This window comes from Rhodococcus sp. AH-ZY2 (assembly GCF_030916465.1).
Lineage (GTDB): Bacteria > Actinomycetota > Actinomycetes > Mycobacteriales > Mycobacteriaceae > Rhodococcus > Rhodococcus ruber.
This window is the reverse complement of record NZ_CP126458.1, coordinates 868,762-883,412: the sequence shown is the minus strand read 5'-3', so window position 1 is coordinate 883,412 and position 14,651 is coordinate 868,762. Positions and strand designations below refer to the sequence as shown.

The 14,651-nt window shown below is 65.7% G+C and carries 10 protein-coding genes; 2 read left to right on the top strand and 8 right to left on the bottom strand.

Features of this window, described 5'->3' with window-relative positions; genetic code table 11:
• Position 1 precedes the first annotated feature (1 nt).
• The 3 genes from QNA09_RS05110 to QNA09_RS05100 form a co-directional block, all read right to left on the bottom strand.
• On the bottom strand, positions 2–1,033 hold the full coding sequence (locus tag QNA09_RS05110; protein WP_040274503.1) for a glycosyltransferase family 2 protein: 1,032 nt from the start codon (positions 1,031–1,033) through the stop codon (positions 2–4).
• A 2-nt stretch (positions 1,034–1,035) separates the two neighbouring features.
• Positions 1,036–2,400 (bottom strand): nucleotide sugar dehydrogenase, encoded by a 1,365-nt coding sequence (locus tag QNA09_RS05105; protein ID WP_230831641.1) that lies wholly within the window; start codon positions 2,398–2,400, stop codon positions 1,036–1,038.
• 64 nt (positions 2,401–2,464) lie between these two features.
• The gene (locus QNA09_RS05100) at positions 2,465–4,582 is read right to left on the bottom strand and encodes an alginate lyase family protein (protein WP_230831639.1); all 2,118 of its coding nucleotides are present in this window, start codon (positions 4,580–4,582) and stop codon (positions 2,465–2,467) included.
• A gap of 151 nt (positions 4,583–4,733) precedes the next feature.
• Between QNA09_RS05100 and QNA09_RS05095 the strand changes: the two genes are divergently transcribed.
• Positions 4,734–6,056, top strand: coding sequence for a putative glycoside hydrolase (locus QNA09_RS05095; protein ID WP_268965347.1), 1,323 nt, complete (start codon positions 4,734–4,736; stop codon positions 6,054–6,056).
• A gap of 1 nt (position 6,057) precedes the next feature.
• Here the strand turns inward: QNA09_RS05095 and QNA09_RS05090 are convergent, their stop codons facing one another.
• From QNA09_RS05090 to QNA09_RS05070, 5 genes are read right to left on the bottom strand one after another with little or no spacing between them, the layout of a single operon-like run.
• Positions 6,058–7,275, bottom strand: a complete 1,218-nt coding sequence (locus tag QNA09_RS05090) for a glycosyltransferase family 4 protein (RefSeq protein WP_040274496.1) — start codon at positions 7,273–7,275, stop codon at positions 6,058–6,060.
• A complete protein-coding gene (locus QNA09_RS05085; RefSeq protein WP_202637509.1) occupies positions 7,272–9,545 on the bottom strand; it encodes a glycosyltransferase in 2,274 nt (757 codons plus the stop codon). Before QNA09_RS05085 ends, QNA09_RS05090 begins: the two co-directional genes overlap by 4 nt.
• The gene (locus tag QNA09_RS05080; RefSeq protein ID WP_230831637.1) at positions 9,542–10,609 is read right to left on the bottom strand and encodes a glycosyltransferase family 4 protein; all 1,068 of its coding nucleotides are present in this window, start codon (positions 10,607–10,609) and stop codon (positions 9,542–9,544) included. The genes QNA09_RS05085 and QNA09_RS05080 overlap by 4 nt, the downstream gene beginning before the upstream one ends.
• On the bottom strand, positions 10,606–12,102 hold the full coding sequence (locus tag QNA09_RS05075; protein ID WP_040274490.1) for an O-antigen ligase: 1,497 nt from the start codon (positions 12,100–12,102) through the stop codon (positions 10,606–10,608). Before QNA09_RS05075 ends, QNA09_RS05080 begins: the two co-directional genes overlap by 4 nt.
• On the bottom strand, positions 12,099–13,487 hold the full coding sequence (locus tag QNA09_RS05070; RefSeq protein WP_048771915.1) for a hypothetical protein: 1,389 nt from the start codon (positions 13,485–13,487) through the stop codon (positions 12,099–12,101). The genes QNA09_RS05075 and QNA09_RS05070 overlap by 4 nt, the downstream gene beginning before the upstream one ends.
• A gap of 305 nt (positions 13,488–13,792) precedes the next feature.
• Between QNA09_RS05070 and QNA09_RS05065 the strand changes: the two genes are divergently transcribed.
• Entirely contained in the window at positions 13,793–14,437 is a 645-nt protein-coding gene (locus tag QNA09_RS05065; RefSeq protein WP_308072289.1) for a GNAT family protein, read from the top strand.
• The last annotated feature ends 214 nt before the right edge of the window (positions 14,438–14,651 follow it).

Below are 14,651 nucleotides of genomic sequence, written 5' to 3'. Positions count from 1 at the left end.
GTCACCCGGATCCCCGGACGGGGCGGACGATCCGGGCACCCGCGACGCCGTATCGCCGCACAGTGCCCGAGAGGTGCTGCTTGAGGGGATGGACGCGCCGAAGCACGCCCGGCGCGACAGCCAGTGCCGAGACCACAGTGGCAGCTCGGAGACTCGGCTTCTGGCCGAACGCGGTGCGCGCGGCGCGGCGAGCCGAGCGCACGTCTCCCTCGAGCAATGCCCACCGAGCCCGGCGGAGGGACTGGTGGTACCGCAAGCGCCGCAACGTCGGGTCCACGGCACGACGTTGGACCGGCCCCCCGGCTAGAGACAGGAACGTCGCCTGCAGTCGCTCGTCGAAGGCTTCCACCCGGGACGGATCGCGCGAGGACGAGTCCGCTCGCACCCGGCACCGCGCCAATCGGTCGTCGAGCAACCGCACGTCCCAGCCTGCGGCCGTGATGCGCAACCACAGCAGGACGTCCTCCTCGACACCGGCGGGGGCCGTGTAGCCGCCGACAGCATTCCACACGTCGCGCCGGACAGCGCCGCTGTAGTAGGGCACGATCCCTCCGAGCACATCCGAAAACGTCAGTGGCACATCCACGTGACGTTTCCGGTTGCGGTAACTGATACTTCTCAGGTACCCGCGTTCGGTGCCGTCGCCGAAACCGAACAGCGTCGCGTCGCAGCCGACCGCGGCGACGTGTGGTTCCGCCTCGAAGACGGCCCCCACGCGTTCGCAGAAGTCGGGCCGCAGCAGGTCGTCGCTGTCGAGCACTGTGAGCACACGGCCGCGGGCCGTCCCTGCAGCCGCCGTGACTCCGCCGCCGTAACCCCGATTGGCCTGTCGGATCAATCCGATCCGGTGGTCGTCGGCGTATGTGCCGACAATCCGCGCGATGTCGTCCGAGTACCCGTTGTCGACCACGATCAACTCCCAGTCGCCACGGGTCTGGGACAGGACGGACTCGATCGCCTCGGGAAGATACTGCTCGGTACGGTACGCGGTCGTGAGGATACTGAAGAACGGCTCTGGGGACTCGGCGCCCACGGCTACCAGCCCGTTCCCACGTAGCCTCCACGTCGCCGCCGGTCCTCGGCGTGAGGCAGGCGGACCAGGTCCACGATCACATGGTCGGCGCCGGCTCGGTCGAGAGCAGCGACCGCCCGTTCGTCACGAGAACCCGCGATGAGTACCTCACCGTGCGACAGGACCTCGTCGGGATCGTCGGTCAGTGCAGACCCGATGTGCGGCAGGCGATGGTCGAGGAATGCCTGATTGGATCCCGTCAACCGCGACAGTGCCACGTCGGCGTCGTAGATCTTGAGATCGAATCCCTTGCCGATCAACCGTTCGGCGAGCTCCACCATCGGGCTCTCCCTTAGGTCGTCCGTGCCCTGCTTGAACGACAGCCCGAACAGCCCGATCCGGTGTCGATCGAGCGACAGCACCAGGTCGACGACGCGGCGGAGGTGGACTTCGTTCGAGGTCAACACATTCGAGAGCACAGGCACCTCGACGTCGTGTCGGCGCGCAGTATGGACGAGAGCTCGTACGTCCTTGGGCAGGCAGGAACCACCGAACGCGAAACCGGGCATGAGATACGCGGGGCTGATGTTGAGCTTCGTGTCCGACACGAAGATCTCCATCACGGCGTGCGAGTCGAGTCCCAGCGCTCCGCAGATCGCACCGATCTCGTTACCGAAGTCCACCTTCAGCGCGTGGAAGCTGTTGTCCACGTACTTGACCATCTCGGCCACGGCCGGCCGAACTCTGAATCGGGATCCCCCGAAATCTTCGTAGAGTGCCATGACCTGCATCCCACTCCGGGGATCGCTCTCGCCCACGACAGTCTTGGGCGGATCGAAGAAGTCCTCGACGCTACTCCCCTCACGGAGGAACTCCGGATTCACGCACACGCCGAAATCGATGCCGGCACGCTTTCCTCCCGACGCCGCCTCGAGACGAGGCACGAGCAGGCTTTCACAAGTGCCGGGAACCATCGTGCTGCGATAGACCACCACATGCCAGGAGTCCTTCGCCGCCAACCCCGACCCGATGATGTCGGTGACCCGTTCGAGGTACTCGGTGGACAGGCCACCACCGGCCCCGGAGGGGGTACCGACGCAGACTATGGACATATCGGTCTCGCACACGGCGCGGACGGGGTCGTCGCTCACGGTCAGCCGCCCGCTCGCTACAGCTTCGGCGGTGATGTCGGCGATCCGTCGTTCGACCACCGGCGCCTCACCGCGAGAAAGACATCGGAGCTTCCTGGGATCGACGTCCAGACCGACGACCGAGTGACCCCGGCTCGCGAGGCATGCTGCGGAGACACATCCGACGTACCCGAGACCGAAGACGCTGAGCTTCGAGCGCGTCGCGTCTATCCGATGATCCAACTTGACTGATTCCACGTTTTCACCGCCCAGATCAGACCGTTAACCTCGCAATCGAGCATATAACAGACTTGAGGTTGGTTTAAGTCCTTACGCGATCCATCTCGAAGGCAACCCGATGTGGACCGTCCAGGTCGATCCACTCCACTTGCACCCGGCCTTCCTCGACGTCGACGCGAAGATCGGCTATCGACCGAGCAGGCACCACCGCATGCGGTCCGGGTGCACGGGACTCAGGAAACGGAAGGAGCACCGTGGCGCACACAAAGGGCAGATCGGCATGGCAGCGGACGCTCGGCGCCCACGCGGGCACGCGGTGCTCGAGCTCACGCGACCACCAACCGAGCGCGCTGTCGTCGTCCCCGCGAACGGCCTCCGTCGTCACGACCCCGCCGCTGACCGCATATGCGAGTTCCAGCACCGGTACGCCGCGCCGCCGAGCCCGGTGGCCGGCACCGGCGGGCTCGACCTCGAGATCGGGGGCCATCGGCCAGGACACATGCACGTCGTGTCGGCCGCGGCCGGTGAACAGGTCCAACACGAGCACCGACTTCAGCGTCGGTGGTGCCATCACACGGCGACGGTGGACAACAGGCGCCGGAAGTCTTCGGTAGCCGTCGTGTTCGGCGTCGACGATGCCACCGAGAAGATCGATCTCACGAACCCGGACCTGCGCATGCCGCATCCACAGGAAGGGACCGCCGCGTACGGACTGGTCGAGCCCGTCCACACACGCCGTCGCATGAGCGCGCGTACTCCTGTGGGCCTCGCGCCATTCCGGATTCCGGTAGTAGCTCCCCGTCCCCGGGTCCCCGATCAGCGACTCCCCGGCGAAGTTCAGACTCATCGCCAACGCATCCGAGTGGCCGTGCGCGGCAATCGAGAGGTATCCGAGTGCCCCCACATCCATGAGAATCGTCCGTGGGCCGGACCGCAGCACTGCCATACCCCCGTCCGGCGCGAAGGCGGAACCCGCTGCCGTCGTTCGCAGGGTGATCTGCTCCCGGACCTTCACAGGACGCGCTGACGACAACCACGCCGCCGTCAGCGACTCCGGAGATTCCACCGCGCCGGCCGGCCTGTCAGCCAAGAAAGCATCCACGATTCCGAGATGTTCTCTGACCGTTCGGCGTGGTTCCGGACCGAGCCGTACCGCGAATCCCTGGTCGTCGTCGCCGTAGTGCGGCTCCGGGTCACACTCACCGATCACTGCCTCGAGATACTCCCTGCTGCGGAAGATTGCGGCAGTCAGGCGGTCCGGCGCGTGACCGTATCTGCGAAACAGCACAGCAGCGACGACGGTCAGCAACTCCACGACGAAGACCTGATAACCCAGTGCCTGCTCGGCACCCGCGCCGTCCGGCAGAATCTGCCGGTCAGCTTCCACGGCCAGTGCCGCGACCGCGTCCGCCTCCCACCGCGCGGCATGGCGCAGCTCCGGTAGGAGCAGAGCTACGATCGCCGGCCCTGCCAGTTCTCCCACAAGATGGTTGTTGGCCGAACTGAACCGCGAACGATCCTGCAGACAGCGTTCCGCACCGGCCGCAAGCATCCGTACGGCCCGGGCGAATCGCGCCTCCGTCAATGCCTGGGCGTCACGCAGTCCGTCTAGAGTCAGTGCGACCGAGATCGAGCGGATACCCGCCTCGAACGCACCGCGCCATGCGATACCCCACCCCGGTGGATTCCGGGCTATCCAGGAATCGAGCTGGGACAACGCAACAGTAGCGAAACGCTCTTCGCCGGTGAACATCCGAGCCGATGCCAGCCACGGAAGGTGCTGCAGCCGGTTCAGTTCCCAGATCCACTTCGGGTCACCCGGTCCCCTTCGGTGATCGATCCGGTGAGCTGGTTTCGACGGCCACTGCACACCTCGAAGCGGATCGGACCACCAGTCGATCGGGGTGTCCAGCCGGACCTCCGGATCGGCGAAGAACTCGAATCGATTTTCACATGTCCGCTCTGCAGCCCGGATCAGCGCCTCGACTTGGAGAGGGAGCCGATCCGCGATCTCCTCGGCTCGGGTCTTCCCGAACAGCAACGCCCCCCCTGCCCCTTCGCGGAATGCCGACAGGGCATCACTCCAGGTTCGGTTACCGGATCCGAGCAGTTCGGAATCCGTGGGGACTCCGTACCTGCCGCCGGACCGATAAGTACGTCCGACGCCACGCAGGCGCCAGACCACCTCCGGGGCACTCATCGAACCCAATCTGTGTGCATACCAACCGAGGTTCATCATGTCTCCGCTCGAAATCAGTCTGCGCCGGACGGATGACAACCGCCATCCCCCGTGGAAGTCTGAACATGTGATCGGTTCGACCATGTGGCAACGCCGCGTACAGCGTTCGTGTGTGACCCTCGCCGTCGCCCTTCTGGCATCGGTCGCGGGATGCAGTACATCCGACGGCGTCCCGCCGCCCGTGCCGTCCGACGCAGGCCTCCTCACGTTCCCCAGAACAGCCACGTACTTCCTGTTCCAGCACGATCTGCCGACCGCGCAAGAACTCGCCCAGTACGACGTCGTCGTCATCGACAACGAGTGGGGCCACCGAATGCCGCGGGACTTCTTCGACGACGTCCGGGCAGCAAACCCGCGAACGCGCCTCCTCGCCTATGTCAACTTGATCGACCATCCCGACCGGCTCGGTTCCGAGGAGTACTGGCGCAATCGATATCGTCTCTGGCAGTTCGATTCTCACGGAGAGAGCCAGTTCCCCGACGAGTGGCTGGCGAAGCGCGCGGACGGCACGGTGGTCAGCGAATGGCCCGACACGTCGATGTCGAACCTCACCGACCAGGGACCGAGAGTGGACGGATTGTCCTTCGGCAGATACGCGGCCGACTGGGTGGTCGACACGGTGTGGTCGCAGGGGGTCTGGGACGGCATCTTCCTGGACGTGTGGGGCGACCGAATCTACAGCGCCGATTCCGACCGATGGGATATCGACCGGAACGGCACGGATGAGGCCGACGCGCAGATCTACGGCGAGGACATGCCGTGGGGCAGGGGAATCGAAGAGGCCGAACGCATCATGCGCGACCGCATGCCCACTGCCCTGCTCGTCGCCAACGGAGACAGAACCCTGCGCGATCGACAACTCGACGGGCGGGCATGGGAGAACTTCGCCGACCCTCGTGCCGAGCGTGATCCCCGCTTCGACATCGAGCAGTACATTCGTCTCACCGCGCGGGGCGATCATCGGGAACCGGGACTGGCCATGACCATCAACAAACTCGGTCCTCAACCCAGCTCCGAACGCGAACTCACCCGTGCACGGTTCTTCCTGACAGCCACACTTCTGCAGGACGGCTACTGGGCGCCCATGGGATCCGACTACGGCGAACCCGCATACATCGACGAGATGGACGGCGGTGGGCTCGGCAGCGGATACCTCGGCGACCCGATAGCCCCGAATCCGACGCTCGCACATGTCGAGGCGCAGTATTCCGGAACTGCAGGAATCGGGATGGTTGCACCGAATGTCTTCCGCCGCGACTTCGACCACGGCATCGTGCTCGTCAACAGCAGCGACGAGCCGGCGACCGTAGCGCTGGGCGGGACGTTCCGGCACCTGACCGGCACCGCCGACCCGGAAACCAACGACGGAAGCACTACGGATCGTGTGACGATACGTTCGTACAGCGGTGTGGTCCTGTTGCGCAACAGCCAATGACTCACCCCGCGACCTGCGGAAGTGCAACGTCGTCGCGGAACAACGCCCCGTAACATCGAAGAAGGTTTTCTCGCGACGTCCGCCACGACAGTTCCTGCTCCACCCGCGATCGGCCGAGTGCCCCCATCCGGGCACGCAACTCGTCGTCCCTCAACAGGATGTCGACCGCTCGTGCGAAGGCCTTCTCGTCGTTCGCCGGCGCGTAGAGCGCAGCGTCGCCGGCCGAGACACGGGCCTCGACGAGGTCGAACGACACCACCGGCCGGCCGATCGCCATGTACTCGACGATCTTGTTCATCGTCGAGAGGTCGTTGAGCGGATTGCGCGGATCCGGCGCGAGGCACACGTCCGCGGTGGACAGACAGCGTTGCACGAACTCGTCCGGCACCCGGCCTGTGAACTCGACGACGTCGTCGAGGCCGAGGTCACGAGCGAGCGCCTGCATGGCCTCGAATTCGTCCCCGGCACCCATGCAGATGCAGTGCACATCGTCCCGGCCGAGGTCCCGGTGCAGATATGCCACGGCACGCAGGAGATAGTCGATTCCGTCCTGCGGTCCCATGACGCCGAGATACGCGAGGAGATAACGCTTTCCCCTGCGCAACTCCGGATCGGGAGCGCGCCGCACGAATCGTTCGAGATCGGGCGCACTGCGCACCACGGTGACCCGGTCCGGCGCCACATGTCCACGCCCGATCGCGATCCGGCGGTAACTGTCGTTGGTTGCAATGACTGCATCCGATACCGCGAACGTCAGCCGTTCGAGCAGCCTCGTCGCAAGGTACAACATGCGTCCGCCCCCGGGAAAGCGCGACTGGAACAACTCCGGCACGAGATCGTGGTGATCGAATACAAATCGCGCTCCGCCCGGACGCAGAACGAGTGCCACGACGAACAGCAGGTCCGGGGGGTTGCACGCGTGCACCGCGTCGACGCGGCCTTCGCGCCGCACTTTCAGCGCCAGCCGGGTGGTGTGCCACAGGGCCGCGGTGTACTCCCTGAGATAACCGGCCGGCCCTCCGGTGGCGGCGCGGAGAGGATAGCGGAGGATCCGAACACCCTCGATCGTGACCTCCGGCTCCCGATCCTGCCCACCGCCCATCGGGCAGATCACCGTCACCTGGTATCCCGCCTCGGCCAGCGACCGGCTCTCTTGCCATACCCGACGGTCGAACGGCACCGAGAGGTTCTCCACCAGCACCAGAATGTGTCTCTTCATCGCTGCCCTCCCAGGGTCTCGACGAGAAGCTGCTCATATGCGCGCGCCGTGTCCTCGATCCGGAAGTTCTGCTCCACACGCATTCTGGCGCGCTTACCCATCTGCACTCGCAGTTCGGGGTCCCGAGACAATGCGAGTAGACCATCTGCCAGTCCCTCCACGTCACCGACCGGCACCAGATATCCTTCCGCGCCGTCGGTGATCAGATCACTCAGGCATCCACAGTCGGTCGCGACCACAGGAACTGCGGCAGCCATCGACTCCAGTACCGCGAGCGGCATCGCCTCGTGCACCGAGGAAAGGCAGGTCACGTCGAATCCCGGAAGCAGAACGGCGACGTCCCGACGAGTCCCTACGAAGAGCACACGATCTGCGATACCGAGTTTCTCTGCCAGGCAGATCAATTCTTCCATTCGCTCGCCGTCCCCGACCACCACCAGACGTGCCGGACGCAGCAGCGGAAGTGCCTTAGAAAATGCCTCGAACAGCACGTGGTGCGCCTTCTGCGCGCTGAGCCGGGCCACGACGGCGACGACGAAGTCCTCAGGACCGAGGTCGAGCGCCTGCCGCGCGCGCACCCTGTCTTCTCCGGTCGGGGGGTCCCCCACCGCGATGCCGTTGGGTATGACGACCTCCGAGGTTCGGCTCCACCGGGATCTGCCGACGCCCTCGTGCGCGTGCAGATAGTCCCGCTGGCTGTGCCCGAGGAGAATCATGGCGTCGGCAAGCCACAGCGAGGCGACGGTCCATCGCGGAAGGCATCTGCCGCCTTGCGATACGAGATCCATGTCGTGAACGGCAACGAGATCCGCCCGCACCCCGGCCGCATGTGCGGCGATCCGGCCGAGAGCCAGGGCGGCGCGGTGATGATGCGTGACGAGCACCGCATCGGTCCGGTCCCGGCGCAGCGTGTCGATCAACTTGGGCAGCGTCGTCAGGTCCCAACGGTTTCGCCGGTCCAGCACTTCGACCTGGATGCCGGCGTCCCGGTAGTCGTCGGCAAGCGGCCCGGCCTCGTGCAGGCAGACCAGGCGCGGTAGGACCAGACGTCTGTCGAGACGCCGGAACACGTCGAGCATCACGGTCTCGATTCCACCGACGAAGGTGCGGTCGAGCACGAGGGTGAGCCGGACCGGACTCCGGGGTGGACCGGCGGCCTCCTCCAACGCACGTTCACTCTCGGCGACACTCTGCGTCAGGGTGAAGGAAGACTCCACCCGCGCACGGGCTGCCTGCCCGAATCGCCACCTCAGATCCGGCGAACGCAAGAGGGTGAGCAGCGCCTCGGCCAGCGCTTCCGGATTTGCCGGCGGCACCAGGATCCCGGTGGTGCCCTCATCGAGCAATTCGGAGACGCCGCCGACGTCGGTGCACACCGCAGGACGTGCGGTGGCCATCGCCTCGAGCAGCGCTATCGGGAAGCACTCGACGGTGGAGGACGTGAGGGCGAAGATGTCCAGGGCCCGCAGGACGTCCCTGACGTCCGATCGAGCTCCGGTGAACACGACGCGGTCCGCGATCCCGAGTTCACGCGCGAACCGTTCGAGACGAGCACGCTCGGGGCCGTCACCGACCACGAGAAACCACGTCTCGGGTACCTCTGCGAGAACGCGGCGGGCCGCGCGCAGGAGTGTGCGGTGATCCTTCTCCGGACGCAGGGCGGCGACGATTCCCACGATCGGTTCGTGCGATGGGATTCCTAGTGCAACTGCGACATCCCGATTCGGTGACGGGATGAATTCGTGCGGCTCGACTCCATTGTGAACGACCCGGATCTTGCGCTGCGGGATTCCGAGATCCTCGGTGAGGTACCTCGTCTGCGCGCGTGCCACGCCCAGGAACATGTCGGTGAACGGTTGCAGCACCTTGTCGCAGATTCGACGCCATCGACTGCGTGGGTCGATGTCGCCGCAGTTGTGCACCCACACCGACAAGTGCGGCACCCGCGCCCACACGGCCGCGATCCTGCCGAGACTCTCGGCGCTGTATCCACGAGTCACCACTACGTCCGGCGCGAATAGACGCATCTCCCGGCGGAGCTCGACGAGCGCCCGTAAAGCCTGCCTCTTGCTCCTGTGCAGCGCATGGGCGGAAATTCCTTGTGCCTGGAGCTCGCCGAAGAGTTCCCCTTCGCTCCCGATGCAGATCAACCGAGCCGTGAACCGGTCGGGGTCGAGCCGCGGCAGAAGCGTCACCGCGTGCCGTTCTGCGCCGCCGATCCGCAGGTCGGGGACCACGAACATCACTCTCACCGGCTGTTGCGTGCTCATCGTCGGAGCTCCTCGTACAGGTCGTCGAATCGACGCCACACCACGTCCACATCGAAGTCGGAACGGATTCTCTCCCAGGCCGCGAGGCCCAGCCTGGTGCGCAGCAACTCGTCGCACAGCACCCGTTCGAGGGCTGCGGCCAGAGCAGTCGTGTCGTCGGCGGGGATCAGAACCCCACACGAGTCGTCGACGAGGTCCGGAATTCCGCCTGCCGTGCTGGCTACGACACACAATCCTCGCGCCATGCCCTCGAGAATTGCCATCGGCTGGCCCTCGTCACGCGAGGGCAGTACCAGTACGTGCGCACTGTCGAGCAACTGGGGCACCGCCTCCGGCGGAACCCAGCCGGGCAGCGCGACCGTGTCCGTCAACGCCAGTGCACGGACCCGTTCACGCGCGCGCCCTACTTCTCCGTCACCGGCGACGGTCAACCGTGCGTACGCGGAGTTCGTCCCTTCCGCAATCCGAGCCCAGGCCTCCAGCAGCGTGAATGTGCCCTTGCGGTCGCCGATCTCGCCGAGGAACAGCACGTGCAGGGGTCCGTTCCGGCTGGACTGGTCGACTCTGGTTGCAGGTCGGACCGCATTCGGGACAACTACGACCCGGGCATCGGGTGCAATCTTCTGCAATCGTTGTCGCCAGCGCTCCCCCAAGGCGACCACGACCGCAGCGCGGGCGAGTGTCGAACGGATGAGCAGTCGGATCGGGAAGGGCGCGCGATCGTGAAATCTGTCGAACGAGGAACCGTGCACATGCAGCACGACCGGCACTCGGAAGACGGACGCGACCCAGGCCAACGTCGCCTTCCGGATGAAGCTGCCCGCTATCGACGTGTGCAGGTGCACCACGTCGGGACGATCGTTGACCAGCGCACGAAGGAAGACGACGAGGCCATTCGCGAATGCACCGATCCGGGCGGGCTTGGATCCGTTTCGGTGCGTACTCACGTGTTCGATGTCCCACCGGTCCCACAGCGGCGTGTCGTGCATGGTGCGCACGAAACTCCCCACTCCACCGCGGGTGGTCATGCTCGTCGACGCCCACACGACATGGCGCCGCGTCATCGCTTCACGCTCCCGGCCTCGGCTGTGTACCGGTCGGCGCATCCGATCGCGACCCCTACCAGCACCATCACGGCAGCGTTCGGAAAGTCGAAGAATCGCAGATCGACCGTCAATCCGGTGATCGCCATTACCATCAGTCCCAGCAGGCCCAGAAGGGCCGTCCGGCGGCCGTCGAGTCCGTATTCGGGCAGAATCCGATACGCCCGGAACAGCCGCACCGCGAGCAGGACGACGACGGCAATCCACAGCCCCAGGCCGATCAGCCCGAGTTCGGCCGCGATGCCGAGCTCGTTGAAGTGGGAGGAGATTGCGAAGCCGCGAATCCACGGCACCTCCGGCGACCACTGCTTGTGGTGGTAGGTGTTGACGGCGGTGAATCTGCCTATCCCCCAACCCGTCAGCGGCTTCTGCCCTATCGCCCACAGGGCGGTGCCGGCGGTGTTGAGCCGGTCCTGCACTTCGGCCGGTGAGCCGACGCCCCCGGCCGAACGATCGGTTCCGGTGAACCGTTGCCAGTTCGTGGCGATGGCGATCACCGCCGTGGTTGCCGCAAGTACGAATCCGGTTCGGAATCCTCGTGCCCACAGCATTCCGGCGACGATCACGAGCGCAAGACCGAGCCACACCGCACGGGTATGCGTGAAGTACACACCGTAGGCGCACGCGACCGCGATGACGGCAGCACAGAGCCGGCGAAAGCGCGGCTCTGTGCGTTCCGACGACAGCACGAGCGCGACAGCGAAACCGAGAATGAGCACCATGCCGTTGACGACCGGTTGATTGAAGATCCCGACAGCGCGTCCCTCCCAGATCGGAGCCGTCACTATGTACCGCGGCCATACGAGAGCCTTGGGGCCGAGGAACTGCATGATGCTCACTGCTGCCGAGTACGCTGCCAGCACTGCGATGATCCACAGCAGTGCTCGAATCGCCGACACCCGCACGAAGACGTATCTGCCCACGAGATACGCAGTGAAGGGGATCAGGACACCGGTCAGAACGAAGCGCACGACGGACAGCGACGCCCCGGTCACGGGAACGGTCGCAAGGTATCGGTGCGTCGCGAGCATCGAACCGATGTTCCATACCACGTACAGCGCCATCGCTGCCTCGACTGCGCCGACGCGCGCGTCGGCTGCTGATGTGGTGTACATCCAGATCCCAAGTGCGGCAATCACCCCCGCATAGGCAAGTACGAACGGATCCACCGGCAGGATCGGCGGCAGCGCCACCCGGAGAAACGTCGTCAACAGGAGCAGGAACAGCGCGACGACGGGCGAGCGGAGACCGGCGGCAACCATCGCGCCTGCAATTGCCGCGAGGAGCAGCAGCACTGGGAACTTCGCTGGAAACCCGGTCGCGACAGCAGCGATCGCGAGGACTGTCGCCGTCGCAGCCGCGATCAGGACGAGGTGGACGGCTGTGAAGGATCGGGGCAGCAGACGCTCGGTCGACGCCGGTCCGCGGGTGGCCGGGTGCGCTGCCGTCGTCATGGGCGCATTCCTGGAGTCGGCGCAGGGGTACGGCCGAGGTCGTGGTGATTGTGCACAGCAGCGGACCAGGAGATCTCTTCCGCAGGCGGGTACGGCGCAGAAGTATCGCCGCGCGGATCCACGACGACCGCTCCGAGGAGGTGGGCGTCCACCTGAGTGAGCAATCGGACGGCCTCTGCCGCGTCTGGCTGGCGTGCGCGGCGCCGGTCGAGTACCAGGACAGTTTTCTGTGCCGCCGCGCAGAAGATCTGAGCGTCGGCGTCCTCGGTGACCGGCGCGAGGTCGAACAGTACGACGTCGGCTTCACCGCGGAGCTGCTGCAGCAGTGCCTCGAGCCGTTTGCCGGACAGCGGCACGGACTCACCGGTCGTATCCCGCACGCTCAGTACCCGGAGTCCATCGCCGGGTGCCTCTGCACCGGCGCCGGCAACGGTCGACGACGTCACGTTCTGAGGAATCACGACGACACGGACGCCGGATCGACTCCAGCGTCGGGCCACCTGGCGAGCGACTTGTCCTGTCACCTCGCCTCCGGTCGGCGACGTCAGGGCGACGGTGCGGAGCCCGCGAACCTCGCCGGCGGCGAGGGTGTTCACGAGGTTGTGGAACGCGAGCTGACGTGCTCGATCCGCCGAGGTCGAACCGCCGGCCGGGACGACCCCGAGCGACTCGATACCGAGGCGCTCCCGAACATCCTGGGTGGTGCTGATCCGCCGCATGACGGAATCGAGTGCGAGCGCCACGAGTACTCCGAGCACCATTCCCCCCAGTAGACCGAGTGCCACGTTCCGGAAGAGGGATGGCGAGTCCTCCGAGACGCCGGCATTCAGCTGCAGATCCTGGATCTGGTTGGTCGCGTCGAGTTCGAGCTCGCTGATCTGCGCCTGCAGCTGAGCGAGCGCCACGTTGTCGGCGATTCCCGGCCGTGATCGCTCTTCGTCGAGTCGCTGGCGCAACTCCTCGAGGGATCCTTCCCGCCCCCGGTCGCGCACGGAGTTGACATCGTCACGAAACGTTCCGGCCATGATGCGGGCCGCCTCTGCAGCGGTCTCCGCGTCTCCCGCCGTAGCCTCGACGAACAGGATCGGTCCGGCCGCCGCAGTGCGAGCGGAGAAGGACGTGTCTGCGGGAAGGCTCCCGACGACTCGCAATTGCTCCTGATACGAGGAGTCGTTGAACAGATCCACGTAGCCCTGCACGAGAACCGCGTCCTGTTCCGGCGCGCGATTCTGGGACGACACGATCAAGGCCGAACGGCCCGTGTACTCCGTAGCACTCTGCCCTGTCGTCCACACTGCTCCCCCCACGGCCAGCAGCGTCGCCAGCACCACGATGGGCCAGTAGCGGGCGAGGTGGCGAATCCGATCATTGAGTGTGCTGTCCACAGCCCCTCCGCAGCACCGGGGAGCGCTTCGACGCTCCGAGTTCATGAAGGCCATTCCCGACTCGAGTAAGAATCTACCCGATAAAACCAACTTGGAGTATCTTTATAAGTCAAATACGGGTCGTAAGTTTGCAGGGGCGGTACGTCGGGGCGAGAGGAGCAGATGTGGACCCTCCACGGACAGCGATCACGATCGTGATCGCCGCCTGCCGATTCCACCTGAGGTCGATGCGGCACCTTGCCCACCCTCGTCGGATCCGGCAGAAGCGACTGTTCCTCGGGCCGGTCCGGGTAGCCGGGCACACTGTGACGTTGCGTAGTCCACGCTTGGGCGACGCAACGGCTTGGAGAGAGATCCGCCTTCGGGACCAGCGGCTCATCGAGCCCTACTGGCTGACCGCCACGGACGACTGGGACCGCCGCCATACCGTCACCGTGTGGGTGGGCGAGTGTCTCGCACGCCGCCGGGCCGAACGGTCCGGCACTGCTCTACCCCTGGTGGTCGAGATCGACGGAAGATTCGCGGGGCAGTGCAATTTCGAATGTATCGATCCCGCGGCCCTGACCGCTCAGACGAGCGTCTGGATCGACTCTCGATTCGCCCGCGCGGGTATCGGCCTCGCAGTCGGCGGCTTGGCGATGAGTTACCTCTTCGGCACTCTCGGGCTGCGCCGGATCTCGGCTGCCATCTGCACGGAGAATGTGGCGGCAGCACGTACGGTGCAGCTTCTCGGGTGCCGACGCGAGGGCACCATGTCCAGCTATCTCGACGTCGGCGGACTGCGCCGAGATCACGACCTCTGGGCGATCACGTCGGAGATGTGGCAGCAACAGCAACTGCTCCGCGCGCAACTCGAGCAGGTCGCAGCGTCGGACACACCCGTGGTGGCGGACACACACGAGGCCGGCACACATGAGGCCGAAACCGCACGTATGCGCCGTCCCGGATGAGAAGACACCGAACGGCTCGCGCCGGACCAGGCCCGTTTACCGACCGGGTCCCTAGGTCAGGCTGTAGGTCAGGTACTGCTGCAGGTCGGGTACTGCTCTAGGCCAGGCTCCTGTAGGGCGGGAATCGCCTGTAGTGCAGGGAAACTGCACCCATGCCGATGGGCCGGGAGCGGCCTCGCGCATTCAGGTTCGGAGCCTTCAGGTTCGGATGGGC